The following is a 20,417-nucleotide window of genomic DNA, read 5'->3' as shown; positions in this document are numbered from 1 at the left end:
TTTTCGTAAATAATAAAAACAGCTGACTGTCATAGAGGCAGTCAGCTGTTTTCACCGATCAGGAATTAGTGCTGAGGAGGAATCGGGAAACCTTTCAGTGAAATAACAAAATCTTCACCCTCTTTCTTTATTTTTGCGCCGGTATCACACCAGTCAGACGCAATACGAAAGAACTCATCACTTCCTACATTCCAGCCAAGACGTACATGTTTAACATAGCCTGAACGCAACAGATCGCAGGCCTCTTTGTAGTCGTGGGCGGTCGACAGTTGTTGTTTCATTTTCTCTTCTTCAGAAGTTTACGTAGTGCTTTGATTTCTTTAGGAGTAAATGGAGAAACGCTCTCTTCTTCCGTATGCTGATTATCAATATCCTCTTCCGATACTCCCGCCTCTTCTACTGCTTCAAACGCCAGCAGCAGCAGTTTCTCTGTAGTCACGCTTAAATTCTCATTATTAACTTCGGCATAGTGGCGAAGTCTTTCTTTTAGCGCTTCATCAATTTTAACATTTAAAACCGCAGTAGCCATAATTGTCACTTCCCTTCGGAATACGTGTTTAATTTAATACACGAAGTTAACTTTCTAATCCAGATATATATTTTTTGCTTATGACGGAAAAAAGACACCCGATAATAAAATGACAGTCTATTATTACAGGTTTATGACAATATTATTTCAGTTAAATGAAAGATATATTTCTAGGCTTATAAAGACCACTTTATCTATAAGGATTAATAGCCTGAGAGCAAGGGTATCTAAAGCAGAAGATTTTTTAGGGGGAGAAATGGGTGGGGGCCCTGCCAGCTACATCCCGGCACACACGTCGTCTGCCCTGGCTGCTTCCTTCCGGACCTGACCTGGTGAACAGAGTAGCGTTGCGGGAGAACCAACAGAGCCCCCATTGAGAGCGTTGTTAACCAACGCGCTGGCGCATTATCCCTATGCCGCCCGTCAATTGCAAGCCATGGGCATCTGGATGCTGGTTTATTGCGCAAACTTAAGCGGCAATCGCCTTCATCTTCGTTTACCATCACACTTCATTACGACCCACTGGAGTGATAAATGGACGAACATGACTCTTTTCCGCAACGCGTGTGGCAAATCGTGGCCTCCATCCCGGAAGGGGTTGTCACCACCTACGGTGAGGTAGCGCGTCTTGCAGGCTCTCCGCGCGCGGCGCGTCAGGTGGGTGGCGTTCTGAAGCGGCTCCCGGAAGGAAGTGCTTTGCCGTGGCATCGAGTGGTGAATCGTCACGGTGTCATTTCGCTTACCGGGCCGGATTTGCAGCGCCAGCGTCAGGCGTTATTGTCAGAAGGTGTGCAGGTGTCAGGTTCGGGACAGATCGATTTGCAGAAATACCGTTGGGTGTACTGAACCCTCTCCCGCAGGAGAGGGTAAAGGCAGGAATTACAGCTGCGTAGGCGGGGTTGCGACGGCCGGCTGGTTAGTCTGAGGCGCAAGCGGAACTTCCGTTTGCTGCACCGGGACCAGATTCAGGTCAACTTTTGTTCCACCGTTGTTAATCGCTTCGTGCACCGTGTCGGTAATAAAGACCAGTTTATCGTTGATCGTTACCGCCGCACTCAGCAGGATACGCGCATTTGGCTGCACATCTGCTGGGTTGTAAGGCAGTACGAAGCTAAATGGCGCCTGTTTGCCCTCGGTGCGAACCGCACGCTGCGCCAGCACTTTCGACGGTGCATCAGCCAGTGAAGCATCAGACAGCGTTACCGTTAATACCGCATCCGGCGGCAGAGCCACTCTTTGCTTGATCCAGATTGTACCGGATACATTTGGCTGCTGAATTGACTGCTGTGAAAGTGTATTAATCCCGTTCGGGTCAGCTGCGGGCACCGGCACCTGAGCGCTCTTACCTGCACAGGCGGACAACGCCACCGCAATAGCTATACCACTTAGCATAGGCACGAGTTTCATTGAAGTCTCCTTATCATCAATGCACCAGCGGGATCGATCCCATCCGATGTCGTTTCATTCACATAACGTATTCAAGTGTGGCACAAATCAATGATTAACGCCTGAATTCTCCCCGATATTCAGACTAATCTACCCATCGGACCACTTTCATTTCTGCGTTATACTCTGCGTATCTTTCGCCACGGCGTTTATTGAGGACGACTATGAGTCAGGCACTGAACAATCTGCTGACATTACTGAATCTGGAAAAAATTGAGGAAGGACTCTTTCGCGGACAGAGCGAAGATTTGGGTTTACGCCAGGTCTTCGGTGGGCAGGTCGTGGGACAAGCGCTGTACGCAGCCAAGGAAACCGTCCCGACTGACCGTCTGGTGCACTCCTTCCACAGTTACTTCCTGCGCCCTGGCGATAGCGCAAAACCCATTGTCTATGATGTTGAAGTGCTGAGAGATGGCAACAGTTTTAGTGCTCGCCGCGTGGCAGCCATTCAACATGGCAAACCGATCTTTTACATGACCGCCTCTTTCCAGGCGCCTGAACCGGGCTATGAGCATCAAAAAGTGATGCCGCCAGCCCCTTCGCCTGACGATCTCAAATCGGAAACCGATATCGCCCGCGCGCTGGCGCATCTGCTTCCGCCACAGGTAAAGGAGAAGTTCCTCTGCGATAAGCCGCTTGAGATCCGCCCCGTTGAATTCCATAACCCGATGAAAGGCCACACTGCAGAACCGAAACGTCAGGTCTGGATGCGTGCCAACGGTACAGTGCCGGAAGATCTCCGCGTTCATCAGTACCTGCTGGGCTATGCATCTGACTTTAACTTCCTGCCTGTGGCGCTGCAGCCGCACGGCGTGGGGTTCCTGGAAAAGGGGATGCAGGTCGCCACCATCGACCACTCGATGTGGTTCCACCGTCCATTCAACATGAATGAGTGGTTGCTCTACAGTGTGGAAAGTACGTCGGCATCAAGCGCGCGCGGGTTTGTGCGCGGGGAGTTTTATACGCAGGATGGCGTGCTGGTCGCCTCGACGGTGCAGGAAGGGGTGATGCGTAACAGAGGGTGATGTTGTGCGGCCTGATGCCCTCACCCTGACCCACGGGGAGAGGGAATACATACTAAAAACGGCAACCGAAGTTGCCGTTTTGCTGTTTATTATGCGTTATACGCATTCTCGCCGTGGCTGTTGACGTCCAGACCCTCGCGTTCCTGCTCTTCCGGTACACGCAGGCCGACAGTCATGTCCGCCAGCTTATAGCCAATAAAGGCCACTACAGCAGACCAAACAACGGTGATGGCAATACTTTCCAGCTGTACCAGCACCTGGTGAACCATGGTGACGCCTTCCGCATAACCCACGCCGCCCAGTGATTTGGCAGCAAAGATCCCGGTCATGATACAGCCGACGATGCCGCAGACGCCGTGGACACCAAATACATCGCAAGGGTCGTCAACGCGCAGAACACGTTTCAGAGCGGTAACGCCCCACAGACCCGCAAGGCCTGCAACCAACCCCACCAGCAGCGCACCACCTACACCCACGTAACCACAGGCTGGTGTGATACCGACCAGACCGGCAATAGCACCCGAACAGGCACCCAGCAGAGACGGTTTACCGCGAACGGCCCACTCGCCAAAGACCCAGGAGAGGATTGCACCCGCCGTTGCGACAACGGTGTTCACGAAGGCCAGCGCGGCGATTTCGTTAGCGGCACTTGCAGAGCCTGCGTTGAAGCCAAACCAGCCAAAGTAGAGAATCGCCGTACCGGTAAACACCATCGGCAGATTGTGCGGCTTGAACGCTTCTTTCCCGAAGCCCACACGTTTGCCAATCAGGTAGGCACCCACCAGGCCCGCGACTGCGGCGTTGATGTGTACAACGGTGCCGCCCGCAAAGTCCAGCGCACCATGGCTCGCCAGCAGACCACCGCCCCATACCATATGCGCGATAGGCACATAAGAGAGCGTCAGCCAGACCACCACGAAGATCAGGACGGCAGAGAAACGAATACGCTCAGCAAGCGCACCCACAATCAGCCCGACGGTGATGCAGGCAAACGATCCCTGGAAAGCAACGTGGATGTACTGATAGAAGCTTCCCATCAGCGCGGTCAGCTCGATATTTTTCAGCATCACCCAGTCGAAGTTACCAAAGAACGCATTGCCCGTGCCGAACGCCAGCGAGTATCCGTAAACTACCCACAGCACGCAGACCAGCGCGAACGTTACCGCAACCTGCGTCAGCATGGAGAGCACGTTCTTGCCGCGGATCAGGCCGCCGTAGAACAGCGCAATGCCCGGAATAGACATAAACAGCACCAGCGCGGTGCTAATCATCATAAAGGCGTTATCGGCTTTGTCTGCCACGGCAGGCGCAGCCAGAGCCAGGCCCGGCAGCAGTGCCAGCGACCCCAGAGCCGTTTTGAGTGTTGCTATCTTCATTTTCTCGATCCCTATCACTGTGTGCCAGGAGTTACTTACAGAGCCGCTTCGTCAGATTCGCCGGTACGAATGCGAATGACGCGCTGCAGTTCGGCAACGAAAATTTTGCCGTCGCCAATTTTGCCGGTGTAGGCCGCTTTGCTGATGACATCAATGACCTCATCAAGCTGGTCATCCGCAATCGCGACATCGATTTTTACTTTTGGCAGGAAATTCACGCTGTATTCCGCACCGCGATAAAGCTCGGCATGACCCTTCTGACGACCAAAGCCTTTCACTTCGGTGACAGTCAGTCCCTGAATACCCATTGAAGACAACGCTTCACGTACGTCTTCGAGTTTGAATGGTTTGATTACAACCGTAACCAGCTTCATAAATCCCCTCCAGTCAGAATTCGGTAATGGCCGCAGCTAACACGTAAGGGACATTGCAAGGGGTGTGCCAGAATTGAAAACAGCGAGAAAACGGCGGGCGATGAGCCAGGAATGGGGTTCAATACCGAACGGGTGAAAAAAAACGCACCATGGCAGTGCATAGTGCGTTTCAGTATTGCACCAACAGGAATGACTGTTAGCAGCTTGCCTGTTTTTGGTGCATCAGGCGCTCAGCGACTCTTCTTCGCGCGCGCTGGCTGCCAGCTCTTCACCTGCCAGCTGCAGCTGGTACATCTGCCAGTAGCGTCCTTTCTCTTCCAGCAGTTGTCTGTGCGTACCTCGTTCAACGGCCTGTCCACGATGCAGCACCAGGATGGTATCGGCATCGACAATGGTTGATAGGCGATGCGCGATGACCACCAGCGTGGTGTGATCCCGAACAGCGGCCAGCGCCTGCTGGATGGCCTGCTCGGTACCGGAGTCAATGCTGGCCGTCGCTTCATCGAGAATCAGCACCTGCGGCGTTTCAATCAGCACGCGCGCCAGGGCCAGCAGCTGTTTCTGCCCTACGGAGAGGTTATTCCCCTGCTCGCCTAGTTTCGTATTGATACCCTCACTGAACCCGCGCGCCAGATCGGCCAGCTGCACTTTCTCCAGCACCTCCCAGACCTGTTCCTGGGTAAAAGGCCGACCCAGCGTGACGTTAGCGTAGAAGGTATCGGCCAGTACGACCGGGTCCTGTTGCACCATGGCGACGCCCTTACGCAGCACATTGTGGCTGAGTGATGCAAGCGGGCGTCCATCGAGGCGGATCTCACCTTGCGTTAACGGATAGTAGCCCATTAACAGACTGGCGAGCGTACTCTTGCCGCTGCCGGTATGCCCCACCAGCGCCACGAAGCCGCGCGACGGTACCTCAAGATTAATGTCCTGTAAGACAAGCTGGTTATCGCGGTAAGCAAACGAGACCTTATCAAAAGCAATCGAACCGCTTTGCAGAGGACGTTCATCATCGCCATAGGTTTGACGCGGTCTGTCCATCAGCTCGAACACGCGTTCACCGGCGACCACCGCCTGTTGCAGCATCGATTGCTGGGTAGTGAGCTCAATCAGGGGTTCGTTAAGGCGCCCCAGATAGCTGATGAAGGCATATAGCACCCCAACCTCAATGGTTCCACGCGTTGTCAGCCCAAACAGCATCAGCAGGCCACAGAGGACCAGCGCCGAGAACAGGCTAAGCAATGGACGCAGCAGGAAGCCGTCCAGACGTAACGTCTGCATACGCGCCATATAGTGCGAACGGCTGGCTTCGCCCATGCGCTCGCCAAAGCGCGCCTGCTGGCGGAACTGCTGGATGACGCTCATGCCGTTGATCACTTCATTGAAGCCATCATTGATGTCAGCCAGATAAGCGCGCACCCGGCGAACAATCGGCGTGCTGTAGCGCTGGTAGATCACCATCACGATCAGCACCGCCGGGAAGATAGTGATCGCCACCAGCGCCATACGCCAGTCGAGGCTGAACATGGCGACCAGCATCGCACCGATCAGCGCGGCGCTGCGCAACACGGTTGCCACTACGGTGACGTAGAGATCGCGGATCACTTCAGTATCGTTGGTCACGCGCGAAATCACCTGCCCGACCGGCTGGGTGTCAAACTCGCTCAGCGGCTGGCGCAGCGCGGCATCCATGACATCCGTACGCAGTTGCTGTACCACGCCCACGGCTGCCCGGTTAAAGAGCAGCGACTGGGCATAGTGCAGCCCTGCCGCCGTTAACTGTAGCCCAACGTAGGCCACGCCTAAGCCTGCGACCAGCCCCCACGGCAGATAGCTTTTTGCCACCATATTGTCGATGAAATAGCTGATAAGCAGGGGGCCGCTGACTTCGGCAATCGCCGCAATCCACAGCAGAAGCACGGCAACCGAAAGCGGTTTACGCCATGGCGAACCGTAGGCCAGAAGGCGTTTGAGCGTCGGCCACATTGTTCCGAGCTTACGCATGGGTCGCCTCCTCATCCAGCGCCGCTTCCAGCTGCTGATAACGATACATGTCGCGATACCAGCCCGGCTGTTCCGCCAGCTGCTCGTGCTGCCCGCGCTGGGCAATATGCCCGTGCTGCAACACCAGAATTTCACTGGCTTCCGTCAGCGCCGACAGGCGGTGGGCGCTGATGATCACCGTGCGTCCTTCTCCCCACTGACGAAGATTGTGCAGGATCTGATGCTCAGTACGACCATCAACAGCGGAAAGCGCATCGTCCAGGATCAGGATTTCAGCATTCAGCAGCAGCGCACGCGCGATCGAAATTCGCTGCTTTTGTCCGCCGGAGAGCATCACCCCGCGCTCGCCGACTTCCGTTTCATAGCCCTGCGGCAGACGCAAAATATCGTCATGAACGCTGGCTAAGCGCGCCACATGTTCAATCTCGTCCTGTGTTGCCGAAGGATGACCGAGGGCGATATTGTTCGCGATGGTATCGGAGAATAAAAACGGCGTCTGGCTCACCACCGCCAGGCGGCTACGCCAGCCGTCCAGCAGCAGGTTCGACAAGGGAATGTCATGAAAACGAATATCGCCCTGCGTCACGTCGAAGTGGCGCTGCAGCAGAGAGAGAACGGTGCTTTTTCCGGCTCCCGTTGGGCCGCAAATTCCCAGCATCTGTCCGGGCTGCAGGGTGAAGTTCACGTTTGCGAGCACCGGATGCGTCGTCTGTGGATAGCTAAATGACTGAATATCGGCTTTCACGGTCCCGCGCCCATCGGGAACGGCTTCGCTGCCGTCCTTCACCACCGGCGCTTCCGCCAGCATCGCGCGAATACGGCTGTACGCGGCGCTGCCGCGCTCAACGATGTTAAACATCCACGCCAGCGCCAGCATCGGCCAGATCATCAGCCCCAAATACATGGCAAAACTGGTCAACTGACCGAGGGTCATGGAACCCTGCACCACCATCCAGCTCCCGCCGCCAATCGCTAGCATATTCGCCATGCCGATGGCGATATAGATTGTCGGGTCAAACCGGGCGTCAATACGCGCCACGCGCATGTTTTTCGCGCCGGTATCCGCCGCATCGGCGGCAAACAGTGCGGACTGCCTGTCTTCCAGGCCGAAGGCTTTTATCATGCGGATGCTGGTCATACTCTCCTGGGTGCGATCGTTGAGCGATGAAAACGCCGCTTGCGCCAGCTTGAAACGCTCGTGGAGCTTTTCACCGTAGCGGTTGATCGCCAGCGCCATCAGCGGCATTGGCAGCAGCGCCAGAAGGGTCAGTTGCCAGCTAATCTGGGTCGACATCACAATCAACACCGCGCAGCCCATGACCAGTGAATCCACCAGCGTCAGCACCCCTTCCCCGGCGGCAAAGACCACCCGGTCCACGTCGTTGGTAGCGCGGGCAATGAGGTCACCGGTCCGGTGGCGCAGATAAAATTCAGGATGCTGGCGGCTCAGCTGGCGGTAAAAATCTTCACGCAGCTCAACGGCCAGCTGATAGGACGCACCGAATAAGAGCACGCGCCAGACGTAGCGCAGCAGGTATACAATCACCGCGGTCAGCACCAGCGTGCCGACCCACATCAACACCCGTGCGGTGGTGTAATGCTGTTCGGTGACGCCATCCACGACGTACCCCACCACTTTCGGCGGGATCAGCTGCAGGATAGCAATGATAATAAGCAGGCATACCGCGCCGAGGTAGCGTTGCCACTCCCGACGAAAGTACCAGCTTAATTGGGCAAATAATCGCACGCGGTTTGTTCCTGAAGGTATTTTTCGAAGTTATTCAATGGGTAATGCTGTGGTGTATTTTATCTGTTCCATCGCGAAGCTTGAGGTGACATCCGACAAGCCCGGTACGCTGTTGACCAGCCGCTTGTAGAAATCATCATAGCGCTTCATGTCGGCCACCTGGACGCGCATCAGGTAATCGTATTCTCCCGCCATTCGCCAGAAGCCGAGCACCTCGGGCATCTCAGAAACCTGAGTGACAAAGCGGCAATACCATTCGCTGCTGTGGTGCTGCGTTTTTATCAGGACAAAGGCCGTCAGTCCAAGCCCCAGTTTTTCGGGATCTAATAACGCCACACGGCCCAGCAGCACGCCGTCATCTTCAAGCTTCTTGAGGCGTTTCCAGCACGGTGTGGTGGTCAGATTAACGGCATCTGCTAACGCCTGCAAAGAGAGGGTGCAGTCCGTTTGCAACAATGAAAGCAGCTTGCGGTCAATTTTATCTAGCATACCCACCTCGCAGAGAAAATTTTTCTCCCTACATTCTATTTTAAAGGCCAGATAGCAACAATTTTTTCTGTGCTTTTCGCTATGCTAGGCACAAAATGACAAACGGATAACTACGATGAATAGCACCTGGGTTAAACATGCGATCAGCGAAATCAATGCCGACTATCAGCGCTCGGCGGATACGCACCTGATTCGCCTTTCCCTGCCGGGATTTAACGGAATTCAGCTCTATCTGAAAGACGAAAGCACTCATCCTACCGGTAGCCTGAAGCATCGTCTGGCACGTTCCCTGTTCTTATACGGTTTATGTAACGGCTGGATTAAAGAAGGCACGACGATTATTGAATCCTCGTCCGGTTCCACAGCAGTGTCCGAAGCCTATTTCGCCAGACTGCTGGGCCTGCCGTTTATCGCCGTCATGCCGTCCTGCACTGCAAAACGCAAAATCGAACAGATCGAATTTTACGGCGGACGCTGCCACTTTGTGGAAAGCGCCTGCGAAATCTACGCCGCCTCTGAAATGCTGGCGCGCGAGCTGAACGGCCACTATATGGACCAGTTCACCTTCGCCGAGCGAGCCACCGACTGGCGCGGCAATAACAACATTGCCGACAGTATTTTCCGCCAGATGACCCACGAGCCGCACCCGGTTCCGTCGTACATTGTAATGAGCGCCGGTACGGGCGGCACGTCTGCCACTATCGGCCGCTACATCCGGAGTCAGGGCTACGATACCCAGCTGATGGTGGTTGACCCCCAGAACTCCGTGTTCCTCGACTACTGGCAAAACCGTAACGCGGAACTGCGTAGCCCGGTAGGCAGTAAAATTGAAGGGATTGGTCGCCCGCGCGTGGAGCCCTCTTTCATTCCCGACGTCGTGGATGAGATGATGCGCGTGCCGGATGCCGCAAGCGTGGCAACGGCGCACTGGCTGGAGACGCAGCTTGGCCGCAAAGTGGGCGCCTCAACGGGCACTAACATGTGGGGCGCACTGCAGCTTGCCGCACGCATGCGCGAAGAGGGCCGCACCGGCTCCATCGTCACGCTGCTCTGCGACAGCGGCGAGCGTTATCTCGAGACCTACTACAACGCGGAGTGGGTGCAGACCAACATCGGCGATATCGCCCCGTGGAAAGCGCAGATTGCAGAGCTGGTGAAATAAAAAAAGCCAGACCGAAGTCTGGCTTGCTGGAAGGGTCTCACTATTCGGGGGAATACGGGAGGTTGTTGTTGTCCAGCCAATGCGTCAAAAAATGAGACACCGCTTCATTGCCGCAGTGTCCGATAACCGGCAGATGGGGAAGTTCCGCTTTTAGCTGCGCCATTGCGTTCCCCATAATCAGACCGCGACCGACGCTGCCCAGCATCTCACGGTCGTTCATGGCGTCGCCAAACGCCATACAATCCTGCATCGTTAAGCCCAGGTGGTCGCTCAGAACCGCCAGGGCTGAACCTTTGTTACAGCCCACCGGCAGCACTTCCAGACAATCCACCGCCGAGAAGGTCAGGTGTGCCCGGTCGCCCAGCGCCTCATTCAGCTGAATCCGTAAGCGACAGAGATCGTCATGATCGCCGCAAAAGCAGATCTTGGTGACCGCATGGGCGGGGATCCGTCGCAGATCGATCAGCTGATATTTAAAGCCGCTGTAAACATGCGCGTGCAATAATTCCGGGATTTCGCTGCCGGTAAACCAGCCCCCATCGTTAAAGACGTGGATGCTGGCCTGCGTATCCCAGGTGCTGTGCAACACGATATCCGCCACTTCAGGGTTGAGATCCTGTCGGTGCAGCACATCGCCTTCCACAGAGTGAATTCGCGTCCCGTTGCCGGTGATCAGAAAGGCGTCGAGGGAAAACGCGCCCAGCAAATGGCGCATTTCCAGCACATGACGACCGGTGGCAAACGTCAGGGTGACATCACGCTCGCGCAAGCGCTTCAGGGTACTCAGGGTTTTCTCCCCCAGACGGTGATCCGGCATTAACAGCGTGCCGTCCATATCAAATGCAGCGAGCCGGGCCATGATTACTCCTGAAAATGTGATGCGATTAACTTGTGTATCAGTATCGTGTGAGATATACGGAAGTAATAGTGAATAGATGATAATTATTGTTCCGGGTTTCTTATGCGCCAGCTTAATCGTCTTAATCAGTATCAGCGACTGTGGCAACCTTCCGAGGGTGCAACGCAACAGGTCACTATCAGCGAGTTGGCCGCCCGCTGTTTTTGTAGCGAGCGGCATGTCCGAACGCTGCTGCGTCAGGCTCAGGAGGCAGGGTGGCTCAGCTGGCGAGCGCAGTCTGGTCGCGGAAAGCGGGGTGAGCTGACGTTTCACGTCACCCCGGAATCGCTGCGCAATGTGATGATGGAAGAGGCGCTGAAAAGCGGGCAGCAACATAACGCCCTCGAACTGGCACAGCTTGCGCCTGAGGATTTACGTGCGCTGCTGCATCCATTTCTGGGCGGCCACTGGCAAAACGATACGCCGACGCTGCGTATCCCCTACTACCGCTCGCTGGATCCCCTTCATCCCGGATTTTTGCCCGGTCGGGCGGAGCAACATCTGGCCGGGCACGTTTTCTCCGGGCTGACGCGCTTTCACGGCAGCGGCAGCGAACCGACGGGGGATCTGGCGCACCACTGGGAGGTCTCGGCGGACGGCCTGCGGTGGCACTTTTACATCCGTTCCACCCTGCACTGGCATAACGGCGATAAAATCGAGACGGCACAGCTTCAGCGAAGCCTGACGGCGCTGCTGGCGCAGCCAGCCCTGCGTAAGCTGTTTCAGAGCGTATTACGCATTGACGTCACCCACCCGCAGTGTCTGACATTTACCCTCCATCAGCCGGATCACTGGCTTGCGCACCGCCTGGCGACATACTGCAGTCGCCTCGCCCATCCCGACCAGCCCATGACGGGCAGCGGTCCTTTCAAACTGAGCGTGTTCGATCCTGAATTGGTTCGTCTGGAAAGCCACGAGCAGTACCATCTTAGCCACCCGCTACTGAAAGCGATTGAATACTGGATCACGCCGACGCTGTTTGACTACGGGCTTGGCACCAGCTGTCGTCATCCGGTACAAATCGCCATTGGCGAGCTTGATGAACTGGAAAACCTGCGGCTGGTGAGCAGCAGTACCAGCCTGGGGTTTTGTTATCTCACGCTGAAGCACAGCCCACGCCTGAACAAAATGCAGGCACAACGGCTGATCAATATCATCCATCTCTCAACGCTGCTGCACACGCTGCCGTTGAATGAGGGTTTAATCACGCCAACGGAAGAACTCCTGCCCGGCTGGGATATACCGCAGTGGCCTGATTTAACGGATGTTCGTCTGCCTGAAACATTGACGCTGATTTATCATCTGCCGGTTGAACTCCACACCATGGCAAACCAGCTGAAACAGTACCTTGCCCAACAAGGCTGTGAGCTTAGGGTCATTTTTCACGATGCCAAAACATGGGACGGATGCCAGCGACTGGCAGAGGCGGATATCATGATGGGTGACAGGCTGATTGGGGAAGCGCCAGAGTATACGCTTGAGCAGTGGCTACGCTGTGATGCGCTTTGGCCGCACCTGTTAAGCGCGCCGCAGTTTGCTCATCTACAAGCCACGCTGGATGCGGTTCAGACCCAGGCCGACGAACTTGCGCGGCATGCTGGCCTGAAAGCCATTTTTAGCCAGCTTATGGAAAATGCGGTGATTACACCGCTATTTAACTACCAGTATCAAATCAGCGCCCCACCGGGCGTTAACGGTATCCGGCTTAATACCCGTGGCTGGTTTGATTTCACCGAAGCCTGGCTTCCTGCCCCCAAATCGTGAAGAAGCTGGTCGGCGCTGAAGTCAGGCGTTAACATACTGTTTTTACCGTAACTGTCGAGATGATTTATGAAACGTGCCGTCGTCGTGTTCAGCGGAGGACAAGATTCCACTACCTGCCTGGTTCAGGCTCTTCATCAGTACGATGAAGTTCACTGCGTGACGTTCGATTATGGTCAGCGCCACCGCGCTGAAATCGACGTGGCCCGTGAACTGGCTTTGAAACTGGGCGCACGCGCGCATAAGGTGCTGGACGTTACGCTGTTAAACGAACTGGCCGTCAGTAGCCTCACCCGGGACAGTATCCCGGTACCTGACTACGAACCCGATGCCAGCGGTATTCCGAATACCTTTGTGCCGGGCCGCAATATTCTGTTCCTGACGCTGACCGCAATCTACGCCTATCAGGTGCAAGCCGAAGCGGTGATCACGGGCGTGTGCGAGACCGATTTCTCCGGCTACCCGGACTGTCGTGATGAGTTCGTGAAAGCGCTCAACCACGCCGTCAATCTTGGCATGGCAAAAGAGACGCGCTTTGAAACTCCGCTGATGTGGCTGGATAAGGCCGAAACCTGGGCGCTAGCCGACTACTGGGGCAAGCTGGACCTGGTTCGCAGCGAGACGCTCACCTGCTATAACGGCATCAAAGGCGACGGTTGTGGCCAGTGCGCGGCCTGTAATCTGCGTGCGAATGGGCTGAACCATTATCTTGCCGATAAAGTCGGCGTGATGACCGCGATGCAGAAAAAAACCGGGCTTAAATAGGCCTACTTGACCGTGCTGTCGAACAGTTTCACACCGGCAGCACGGGTAACCTTCATCAGCGTTGTCAGCGTTGGGTTGCCGTTGTCTGACAGGGTTCGGTATAGCTGCTGACGGGACAGACCTGCTTTGGCAGCGATTTCACCTATGCCGCCGCGGGATTCGATAACACGTCTTAACGCGATTAAGTATGCTGGGATCCCCTGGTCTTCATAAATCTCATCCAATGCAACCTGCAGATATAGCTGAGCGTAGGAAGGGTTTTCACGAAGCATTTTTACGACGGCTTCATCGTGACTGACGGAACTAGAAAATTTTCGTTGGCTCTTGCTCATCCGGTTTATCCTTTTGGTGTTCTTTCCAGTAATCTATTGCCAGTTTCACATCAGTCTTTTGACTCTTTTTGTCACCGCCGATCAGCAACAACAGGATCTTCCGATGTTGTACCGCAAAATAGATTCGATAGCCGGGACCACAATCAATTTTCAGTTCCCAGATCCCCTCTCTGAGATATCGGTAATCGCCGAAATTCCCTTTCTCAGCACGGTCAATTCGCAGAAGGATCCGAAACGCTAACTCCGGATCCTTTCGCTTCATCTTCGCGACCCACTCCTCAAACGGCACTTTTCCGTCACGGGTCCGGTAACGTTCAACAACGTAGTCCCTGTCCATTATTCTATCCCTGAAAATTCCTTTTGTCTTTTATAAAAGACAAACTTTCTACGCGATCATCAGCTCCAGCTTTTCTCGCAACTCCCCTTCCAGCGGCAGCGCTTTCTGCGTTTTCAGATCGATACAGACAAAGGTGATCAGCGCATCAGCCACTACCTGCCCTTCAGGATCCAGCGTCACCACCTGGCTCAACACCCCGCTTTTACCGTTTAGCTGCTGAACCTGACTGGTGACGGTCAGCACATCCCCCAGCACAGCCGGACGGCGGTAGTTGATGTTGATATTGACGACCACGAACGCGATGTTGTGCGCGGTCAGCCACTGAAAGCTTTCGCTGTTTTCCAGCCCGTCCCAGCGCGCCTCTTCAAGAAACTCAAGATAGCGGGCGTTGTTCACGTGCTGGTAAACGTCGAGATGGAAACCGCGTACTTTGATTTTTGTCTGCATAGCGCAATAGCCTTTACTGTTATTGTAGGATGAGAGGTCATAACTGGTATGACCTCTTTATCCTGGCAAAATTTGGCCGCAGTGCAAGAAATTGCGTAATTACAACGTCAGGTGTGAGAGGTTGCGCTCAACCAGTGCGCTCCCCATTCCCGGTACCTGTTTGAGATCGTCGACCGTTTTGAAAGGACCATATTCTTCGCGGTAGCTGACGATAGCCTGCGCTTTTTTCAGGCCGACGCCATTCATGATGCGGGCGAGATCTTCCGCAGAGGCCGAATTGATGCTGACCCGCGTACCGTCATCATCGGTATTTTTACCGACGTCAGTCGCTTTGGTTTGCCCCTGCACCGGCGCTGCCGCGTCAGACTTGCTCTGCGTAGCCTGTGGTTTAGCGGCGGGCGTTACCGCCAGCGCACCCGCACTCATCCCGGTGGTGGCAATAGCCAGCGTAATTAACAGTGCTTTGATTCCACGTTTCATGCTGTTATCTCCTTGTTTGTTGACAGCCACGCCACGATAGCCGCCGGGTAAAACGGGCACAAACAGCAGATTGCAGAAATGGAAAAGGCCGCGAAAGCGGCCTTTAGTTTTTGCAGAGCGTTACGAAAATCTGCGAGCAGACTCGTAATTACTGCTGCTGAGTCATCACATCACCCAGCTTGATTTTTGCTTCTTTACGCAGGTTGCTCATCATGGCTTCGAAGGCAATCTGGGCATTGTTCTGGGTAATCCCCTGAACCATCGCTTTCTTCTGTGCTTCTGGCAGCGTGCCCGCTTTCACTTCATCCAGCGCCAGCAGAACGACGTTACCCTGCATATCGGTTGTGGTGCCAAAGCTTGGTTTATCCTTCGCTGGCAGCGTCAGACCAAACGCGGCCTGGCTGATTGGGTCCTGACCGGTACGGCTCAGCGTTTTTGCCTCACCGAAGCTCAGGCCAGCGGCTTTCAGCGCGTCCTCTTTACCTGCTTTCAGGTCAACCAGGATCTTCTCAGCATCCAGTTTTGCCTGCTGCTCAGCTTTGTTGTGCTTAACCTGCGCAACAACCTGATCTTTCACTTCCGCCAGCGGCTTAACAGCTTCCGCTTTGTGCTCACTGACACGCAGAACGAATGCACGGTCACCGTCAACGGTAATGATGTCAGAGTTGCTGCCCGGCGTGCCGTTCTCGCCCACCAGACCACCGTTGAAGATGGCGTCAGAAACCGGCTTGAAGTTCAGCTCTTCCGGCAGGTTGTCGCGTCCAAACCAGCCTGTTTCAACCGCTTTGACACCCGCCGCCTGCTCTGCACCCGCCAGAGATTCATTGTCGTTGCTCGCCGCATCGCTCACTTTCTGCTGCAGTGCGTAATAAGCATCCAGCGCTTTTTCCTGTTTCACTTTCGCCGCGATATCATCGCGAACGTCAGCCAGCGGCTTGGTTTTTGCCGCGGTGATGTCGTCCAGACGCACGACCAGGAAACCAACGGAAGACTTAACGACGCCTGACAGCTGGCCTTTCTCTTTCAGACCGGCATTTTTCAGCTCGTCCGGCGTGGTCGCATCTTCCAGCCAGCCCATATCACCGCCGTTTTTCGCAGAGATAATGTCGGTGGATTTTGCTTTCGCGACGGTCGCGAAATCAGCGCCTTTGTTCAGCTCGTCCAGCACGGCTTTGGCATCTGCCTCGGTCTTAGTCTGAATCACGCTGTAGCGGTTACGCTGCGGCTGAGTGAACTGATCCTGATGCTGGTCGTAGTAAGACTGGATTTCCGCGTCAGACGCGGTTTCCTGCAGCGCAGCCGCATCCAGTTTGATGTAGCTCACGCGGAACTGCTCAGGCGCAACGAAAGTGTTCTTGTTCTGCTCGTAGTAAGCGTTAACTTCTGCGTCGCTCACCTGCTGCTTTGCCGCCAGTGCATTCACATCAATTGTCGCTTCACGCACGACACGCTGCTGAGCCACCAGCGCAGCCAGTTCGTCAGTTTCACCTTTGAGCATGAAATCGGTGCCTACAACGGCATTGATGAGTTGCTGAGTGGTCAGCTGGTTACGCAGCGCCTGCGCGTACTGATCGGCAGTCATGCCCATCTGGTTTACGATGCTGTTGTAACGGGCGTTGTCGAATTTGCCGTTAGACTGGAACGCCGGGGTTGAGAAGATGGCTTTTTTGACCTGCTCATCGCTAATGCCCAGACCCAGTCCCTTCGCATACTGGTCCAGCAACGCTTCATCGATAAGGCGATTAAGCGTCTGCTGACGCAAGGTTTTCATATAGCCTTCGTTCGCTGCCAGTTCAGAGAATTGATCGCCCAGCTGTTGCTGCATACGGTTACGTTCACCGGCGAAAGCGTTCTCGAACTGCCCACGGCTGATCTCCTGGCCGTTCACTTTTGCGGCATAGTTCGCGCCACCGCCGATAAGGTAACTGCTCACGCCGGTCAAAATGAACGACACGATAATGATACCGAAAATAATCTTGAGCACGAGACTGTTAGCAGCCGTGCGTAAGCTGTCCATCATGGTGTAACAACACTCCGCTGTAGGTGACTGGTTACCTGACGCTGACGGAAAATCCTTACCGTCGCGCGTAAAGGCGTATTGTGACAAGAAAACGGTGCGATTGTCAGCCCACAACTCGCATAAACTCGCACAAATCAGGTCTGGACAAACAAAAAAGGCACATCAAATGATGCGCCCTTGTACTTTTCGGCTTCCCTGAAGCGGGAAAGCAATCAGTTTACTGCGTCTTTCAGCGCTTTACCTGCACGGAAACCCGGCACTTTAGCGGCAGCAATGGTGATCTCTTTACCGGTTTGAGGGTTGCGGCCAGTACGGGCAGCACGCTCTTTAACAGCAAAAGTACCGAAGCCTACCAGCGCAACGTCGTCCCCAGACTGCAGAGATTCAGTAACAGAAGCAATTAATGCATCTAACGCACGCCCAGCTGCAGCTTTAGAAATATCAGCACCAGCAGCAATTTTGTCAATCAGTTGAGATTTATTCACTGTTCTCTTCCTCTCTTTTATAATTTATATCGCACCTGAATCCTTCACAGCGCGACCGCGCAGCAGTTATATCAGGCCTGCCATGACCTTACAACACCCGTTGTTGATGGCTAACCCAATCAGCAATCTAAATTAGCTATACAAAAAAAGGCTGGCAAGTGCGAAATGACTTACCAGCCTTGTTTTTATTGACGCTCTTTGCGCGAGGTCACTATTTTGCGGTTACAACCTGCATTCCGGAGGGTTCATTCTGCAGTGCGAGACTAAGAACTTCCTCAATGCGTTTCACCGGATGGATCTGCAGATCGGCAATCACGTTGTCCGGAATCTCTTCCAGATCGCGTTTATTTTCGTAAGGAATCAATACGGTTTTGATCCCACCACGATGTGCCGCCAGCAGTTTTTCTTTCAGTCCACCGATTGGCAGTACCTGACCACGTAGGGTAATTTCACCGGTCATCGCCACGTCGGCACGCACCGGGTTGCCTGTCAGACAGGAAACCAGTGCGGTACACATAGCAATACCCGCACTTGGGCCATCTTTCGGCGTCGCCCCTTCCGGAACGTGAACGTGAATGTCGCGTTTTTCGTAGAAATCCGCGTTGATGCCCAGTTTTTCCGCGCGCGCGCGCACCACGGTCAATGCCGCCTGAATGGACTCCTGCATCACTTCACCCAGCGAGCCAGTGTAGGTCAGCTTGCCTTTGCCCGGTACGCAGGCGGTTTCGATGGTCAGCAGATCACCACCCACTTCCGTCCATGCCAGACCGGTCACCTGACCAACGCGGTTTTCGTTGTCTGCGCGACCGTAATCAAAGCGCTGTACGCCCAGGTAGGCGTGCAGATTGTCGCCGTTAATCACGATGTGTTTCAGGCTCTTATCCAGCAGCAGCTGTTTCACCGCCTTACGGCACAGTTTAGAAATTTCACGCTCAAGGCTACGCACGCCCGCTTCACGGGTGTAGTAGCGGATGATGCCAACAATCGCGCTGTCCTCAACGGTCAGCTCGTTCGCTTTCAGCGCGTTACGCTCAATCTGCTTCGGCAACAGGTGCTGTTTCGCAATGTTCAGCTTCTCGTCTTCGGTATAGCCGGAGAGACGGATCACTTCCATACGGTCCAGCAGCGGGGCCGGAATGTTCATGGAGTTGGACGTCGCCACGAACATCACATCGCTCAAATCGTAGTCCACTTCCAGGTAGTGATCGCTGAACGCCACGTTCTGTTCTGGATCAAGCACTTCCAGCAGCGCAGACGCCGGATCGCCACGCATGTCTGACGACATTTTGTCGATCTCATCGAGCAGGAACAGCGGGTTTTTAACGCCCACTTTCGCCATCTTCTGGATCAGTTTACCCGGCATTGAACCGATGTAGGTACGGCGGTGACCGCGGATTTCCGCTTCATCGCGTACGCCACCCAGCGCCATGCGGATATACTTACGTCCGGTCGCTTTGGCGATGGACTGACCCAGAGAGGTTTTACCTACCCCTGGCGGCCCTACCAGACACAGGATTGGGCCTTTGATTTTGTTCACACGGCTTTGTACCGCGAGGTACTCAAGAATGCGGTCTTTCACGCGCTCCAGGCCGTAGTGGTCGGTATCCAGGATCTCCTGCGCCTGACGCAGATCTTTTTTGACCTTGCTGCGGGCGTTCCACGGAACCTGCACCATCCACTCAATGTAGCCGCGCACGACGGTCGCTTCAGCCGACATTGGAGACATCATTTTCAGCTTCTGCAGCTCGGCTTCCGCTTTCTCTTTCGCCTCTTTCGGCATCTTCGCCGCGTCGATCTTACGCTTCAGCGCTTCGTTTTCGTCCGGCGCGTCGTCCATCTCGCCCAGCTCTTTCTGAATGGCCTTCATTTGCTCATTCAGATAGTACTCACGCTGAGATTTTTCCATCTGCTTTTTCACGCGGTTGCGAATACGCTTCTCAACCTGCAGCAGATCGATTTCAGATTCCATCATCGCCATCAGGTATTCCAGACGTTCATTAACGTCGGACATTTCCAGCACGGACTGTTTGTCAGCCAGCTTCAGCGGCATGTGTGCAGCGATGGTATCCGCCAGACGCGCAGGATCGTCGATGCTGTTCAGCGACGTTAGCACTTCTGGTGGGATTTTCTTGTTCAGCTTGATATAGCCTTCAAACTGGCTTATCGCGGTGCGCACCAGCACTTCCTGCTCGCGCTCATCAAGCTCAGGCGAATCAAGGTACTCTGCCTTGGCAGAGAAATGTTCGCCATCGTCTGACAAAGTGGTAATACGCGCACGCTGCAGGCCTTCTACCAGCACCTTCACGGTGCCGTCAGGCAGCTTCAGCATCTGCAAAATAGAGGCCACGGTCCCGACGGTGAAAAGATCGTTTACACCCGGCTCATCCGTTGATGCTTCTTTCTGCGCCACCAGCATGATTTTTTTATCATGATCCATGGCGGCTTCGAGGCAACGGATAGATTTTTCCCGCCCTACAAATAAGGGTATGACCATGTGCGGATAAACCACCACATCGCGCAACGGCAATACGGGGATTTCAATGCGTTCAGAACGCTCAGGATTCATAGAGCTCTCTCTTAGTTTAGTGTCCGCCAGGTAAACTGGTTATGTCACTGTGCTTCACACAACCATTAACATGTAACCAGTATATGGGGATGTTTCCCACACATTCAACGCCATGAATACGGAAAAAGTAAAGGGGAGATAAAATCCCCCCTTTTTGAATAACTGCTTGTATGA

At 54.5% G+C, this 20,417-nt stretch carries 21 protein-coding genes and 1 other RNA gene; 5 read left to right on the top strand and 17 right to left on the bottom strand.

Annotated elements, in window-relative coordinates; translation table 11 throughout:
- Nucleotides 1-65: 65 nt before the first annotated feature.
- The 3 genes from ACOQH0_RS05180 to ffs all read right to left on the bottom strand — a co-directional run bounded on the left by ACOQH0_RS05180 (nt 66) and on the right by ffs (nt 893).
- Entirely contained in the window at nt 66-281 is a 216-nt protein-coding gene (locus ACOQH0_RS05180; protein ID WP_010428144.1) for a hypothetical protein, read from the bottom strand.
- Entirely contained in the window at nt 278-529 is a 252-nt protein-coding gene (locus ACOQH0_RS05175; RefSeq protein ID WP_006176926.1) for a hypothetical protein, read from the bottom strand. Before ACOQH0_RS05175 ends, ACOQH0_RS05180 begins: the two co-directional genes overlap by 4 nt.
- A gap of 267 nt (nt 530-796) precedes the next feature.
- Nucleotides 797-893: signal recognition particle sRNA small type (ffs, locus tag ACOQH0_RS05170), an RNA gene on the bottom strand.
- Between the two features lie 170 nt (nt 894-1,063).
- Between ffs and ACOQH0_RS05165 the strand changes: the two genes are divergently transcribed.
- Nucleotides 1,064-1,375 (top strand): MGMT family protein, encoded by a 312-nt coding sequence (locus ACOQH0_RS05165; protein ID WP_421511673.1) that lies wholly within the window; start codon nt 1,064-1,066, stop codon nt 1,373-1,375.
- 33 nt (nt 1,376-1,408) lie between these two features.
- Here ACOQH0_RS05165 and ACOQH0_RS05160 read toward each other — a convergent pair whose 3' ends face one another.
- Complete coding sequence (locus tag ACOQH0_RS05160) at nt 1,409-1,936, bottom strand: YbaY family lipoprotein (protein WP_010428141.1); 528 nt, start codon at nt 1,934-1,936, stop codon at nt 1,409-1,411.
- A 203-nt stretch (nt 1,937-2,139) separates the two neighbouring features.
- On the opposite strand from ACOQH0_RS05160, the gene tesB reads away from it, so the two are divergent.
- Nucleotides 2,140-3,000, top strand: a complete 861-nt coding sequence (gene tesB / locus ACOQH0_RS05155) for an acyl-CoA thioesterase II (RefSeq protein ID WP_089599328.1) — start codon at nt 2,140-2,142, stop codon at nt 2,998-3,000.
- An 89-nt stretch (nt 3,001-3,089) separates the two neighbouring features.
- On the opposite strand, the gene amtB is transcribed toward tesB, so the two are convergent.
- From amtB to ACOQH0_RS05130, 5 genes are all read right to left on the bottom strand, one after another.
- The gene (amtB, locus tag ACOQH0_RS05150; protein WP_042714776.1) at nt 3,090-4,376 is read right to left on the bottom strand and encodes an ammonium transporter AmtB; all 1,287 of its coding nucleotides are present in this window, start codon (nt 4,374-4,376) and stop codon (nt 3,090-3,092) included.
- A gap of 35 nt (nt 4,377-4,411) precedes the next feature.
- Nucleotides 4,412-4,750, bottom strand: a complete 339-nt coding sequence (gene glnK, locus ACOQH0_RS05145) for a P-II family nitrogen regulator (protein WP_008503304.1) — start codon at nt 4,748-4,750, stop codon at nt 4,412-4,414.
- Nucleotides 4,751-4,972: 222 nt separating this feature from the next.
- Nucleotides 4,973-6,754, bottom strand: coding sequence for a SmdB family multidrug efflux ABC transporter permease/ATP-binding protein (locus tag ACOQH0_RS05140; protein ID WP_421511672.1), 1,782 nt, complete (start codon nt 6,752-6,754; stop codon nt 4,973-4,975).
- The gene (locus tag ACOQH0_RS05135; RefSeq protein WP_421511671.1) at nt 6,747-8,501 is read right to left on the bottom strand and encodes a SmdA family multidrug ABC transporter permease/ATP-binding protein; all 1,755 of its coding nucleotides are present in this window, start codon (nt 8,499-8,501) and stop codon (nt 6,747-6,749) included. Before ACOQH0_RS05135 ends, ACOQH0_RS05140 begins: the two co-directional genes overlap by 8 nt.
- A 30-nt stretch (nt 8,502-8,531) precedes the next feature.
- Entirely contained in the window at nt 8,532-8,990 is a 459-nt protein-coding gene (locus ACOQH0_RS05130) for an Lrp/AsnC family transcriptional regulator (RefSeq protein WP_010428130.1), read from the bottom strand.
- A 115-nt stretch (nt 8,991-9,105) separates the two neighbouring features.
- Here ACOQH0_RS05130 and ACOQH0_RS05125 point away from each other — a divergent pair, with 115 nt between their 5' ends.
- On the top strand, nt 9,106-10,152 hold the full coding sequence (locus tag ACOQH0_RS05125; RefSeq protein ID WP_421511670.1) for a PLP-dependent cysteine synthase family protein: 1,047 nt from the start codon (nt 9,106-9,108) through the stop codon (nt 10,150-10,152).
- 40 nt (nt 10,153-10,192) lie between these two features.
- Here the strand turns inward: ACOQH0_RS05125 and cof are convergent, their stop codons facing one another.
- Nucleotides 10,193-11,011, bottom strand: a complete 819-nt coding sequence (gene cof / locus ACOQH0_RS05120; RefSeq protein WP_010428126.1) for an HMP-PP phosphatase — start codon at nt 11,009-11,011, stop codon at nt 10,193-10,195.
- A 102-nt stretch (nt 11,012-11,113) separates the two neighbouring features.
- Between cof and ACOQH0_RS05115 the strand changes: the two genes are divergently transcribed.
- Both ACOQH0_RS05115 and queC read left to right on the top strand, forming a co-directional pair.
- Complete coding sequence (locus ACOQH0_RS05115) at nt 11,114-12,814, top strand: SgrR family transcriptional regulator (protein ID WP_421511669.1); 1,701 nt, start codon at nt 11,114-11,116, stop codon at nt 12,812-12,814.
- A 66-nt stretch (nt 12,815-12,880) separates the two neighbouring features.
- A complete protein-coding gene (queC, locus tag ACOQH0_RS05110; RefSeq protein WP_089599334.1) occupies nt 12,881-13,576 on the top strand; it encodes a 7-cyano-7-deazaguanine synthase QueC in 696 nt (231 codons plus the stop codon).
- 2 nt (nt 13,577-13,578) lie between these two features.
- Here the strand turns inward: queC and ACOQH0_RS05105 are convergent, their stop codons facing one another.
- From ACOQH0_RS05105 to lon, 7 genes are all read right to left on the bottom strand, one after another.
- A complete protein-coding gene (locus tag ACOQH0_RS05105; protein WP_063144765.1) occupies nt 13,579-13,908 on the bottom strand; it encodes an addiction module antidote protein in 330 nt (109 codons plus the stop codon).
- Nucleotides 13,880-14,245, bottom strand: a complete 366-nt coding sequence (locus tag ACOQH0_RS05100) for a type II toxin-antitoxin system RelE/ParE family toxin (RefSeq protein ID WP_100167117.1) — start codon at nt 14,243-14,245, stop codon at nt 13,880-13,882. The genes ACOQH0_RS05105 and ACOQH0_RS05100 overlap by 29 nt, the downstream gene beginning before the upstream one ends.
- Before the next feature lie 48 nt (nt 14,246-14,293).
- Nucleotides 14,294-14,692, bottom strand: a complete 399-nt coding sequence (locus ACOQH0_RS05095) for a YbgC/FadM family acyl-CoA thioesterase (protein ID WP_025756175.1) — start codon at nt 14,690-14,692, stop codon at nt 14,294-14,296.
- A 99-nt stretch (nt 14,693-14,791) separates the two neighbouring features.
- Nucleotides 14,792-15,172 (bottom strand): helix-hairpin-helix domain-containing protein, encoded by a 381-nt coding sequence (locus ACOQH0_RS05090; RefSeq protein ID WP_089599336.1) that lies wholly within the window; start codon nt 15,170-15,172, stop codon nt 14,792-14,794.
- 148 nt (nt 15,173-15,320) lie between these two features.
- Nucleotides 15,321-17,192, bottom strand: coding sequence for a peptidylprolyl isomerase (gene ppiD, locus ACOQH0_RS05085; RefSeq protein WP_172701363.1), 1,872 nt, complete (start codon nt 17,190-17,192; stop codon nt 15,321-15,323).
- Between the two features lie 212 nt (nt 17,193-17,404).
- Entirely contained in the window at nt 17,405-17,677 is a 273-nt protein-coding gene (hupB, locus tag ACOQH0_RS05080; RefSeq protein ID WP_010428111.1) for a nucleoid-associated protein HU-beta, read from the bottom strand.
- Between the two features lie 211 nt (nt 17,678-17,888).
- Nucleotides 17,889-20,243 (bottom strand): endopeptidase La, encoded by a 2,355-nt coding sequence (lon, locus tag ACOQH0_RS05075; protein WP_089599338.1) that lies wholly within the window; start codon nt 20,241-20,243, stop codon nt 17,889-17,891.
- Between the last annotated feature and the right edge of the window lie 174 nt (nt 20,244-20,417).

Origin of the sequence: Enterobacter sp. JS8-1 (assembly GCF_049187015.1) — a bacterium.
In the GTDB taxonomy this organism is placed as follows: Bacteria; Pseudomonadota; Gammaproteobacteria; order Enterobacterales; family Enterobacteriaceae; genus Enterobacter; species Enterobacter mori.
This window is presented reverse-complemented; position numbering and strand designations above follow the sequence as displayed.

Bases quoted from the DNA above. Each gene is read 5' to 3' on its own strand.
- lon (WP_089599338.1), bottom strand. From the start codon at position 20,243: ATGAATCCTGAGCGTTCTGAACGCATTGAAATCCCCGTATTGCCGTTG.
- ACOQH0_RS05125 (WP_421511670.1), top strand. From the start codon at position 9,106: ATGAATAGCACCTGGGTTAAACATGCGATCAGCGAAATCAATGCCGAC.
- ACOQH0_RS05130 (WP_010428130.1), bottom strand. From the start codon at position 8,990: ATGCTAGATAAAATTGACCGCAAGCTGCTTTCATTGTTGCAAACGGAC.
- ACOQH0_RS05100 (WP_100167117.1), bottom strand. From the start codon at position 14,245: ATGGACAGGGACTACGTTGTTGAACGTTACCGGACCCGTGACGGAAAA.
- tesB (WP_089599328.1), top strand. From the start codon at position 2,140: ATGAGTCAGGCACTGAACAATCTGCTGACATTACTGAATCTGGAAAAA.
- cof (WP_010428126.1), bottom strand. From the start codon at position 11,011: ATGGCCCGGCTCGCTGCATTTGATATGGACGGCACGCTGTTAATGCCG.
- amtB (WP_042714776.1), bottom strand. From the start codon at position 4,376: ATGAAGATAGCAACACTCAAAACGGCTCTGGGGTCGCTGGCACTGCTG.
- ACOQH0_RS05160 (WP_010428141.1), bottom strand. From the start codon at position 1,936: ATGAAACTCGTGCCTATGCTAAGTGGTATAGCTATTGCGGTGGCGTTG.
- ACOQH0_RS05105 (WP_063144765.1), bottom strand. From the start codon at position 13,908: ATGAGCAAGAGCCAACGAAAATTTTCTAGTTCCGTCAGTCACGATGAA.
- ACOQH0_RS05175 (WP_006176926.1), bottom strand. From the start codon at position 529: ATGGCTACTGCGGTTTTAAATGTTAAAATTGATGAAGCGCTAAAAGAA.
- ACOQH0_RS05140 (WP_421511672.1), bottom strand. From the start codon at position 6,754: ATGCGTAAGCTCGGAACAATGTGGCCGACGCTCAAACGCCTTCTGGCC.
- ppiD (WP_172701363.1), bottom strand. From the start codon at position 17,192: ATGATGGACAGCTTACGCACGGCTGCTAACAGTCTCGTGCTCAAGATT.
- ACOQH0_RS05115 (WP_421511669.1), top strand. From the start codon at position 11,114: ATGCGCCAGCTTAATCGTCTTAATCAGTATCAGCGACTGTGGCAACCT.
- ACOQH0_RS05090 (WP_089599336.1), bottom strand. From the start codon at position 15,172: ATGAAACGTGGAATCAAAGCACTGTTAATTACGCTGGCTATTGCCACC.
- queC (WP_089599334.1), top strand. From the start codon at position 12,881: ATGAAACGTGCCGTCGTCGTGTTCAGCGGAGGACAAGATTCCACTACC.
- ACOQH0_RS05095 (WP_025756175.1), bottom strand. From the start codon at position 14,692: ATGCAGACAAAAATCAAAGTACGCGGTTTCCATCTCGACGTTTACCAG.
- ACOQH0_RS05180 (WP_010428144.1), bottom strand. From the start codon at position 281: ATGAAACAACAACTGTCGACCGCCCACGACTACAAAGAGGCCTGCGAT.
- ACOQH0_RS05165 (WP_421511673.1), top strand. From the start codon at position 1,064: ATGGACGAACATGACTCTTTTCCGCAACGCGTGTGGCAAATCGTGGCC.
- glnK (WP_008503304.1), bottom strand. From the start codon at position 4,750: ATGAAGCTGGTTACGGTTGTAATCAAACCATTCAAACTCGAAGACGTA.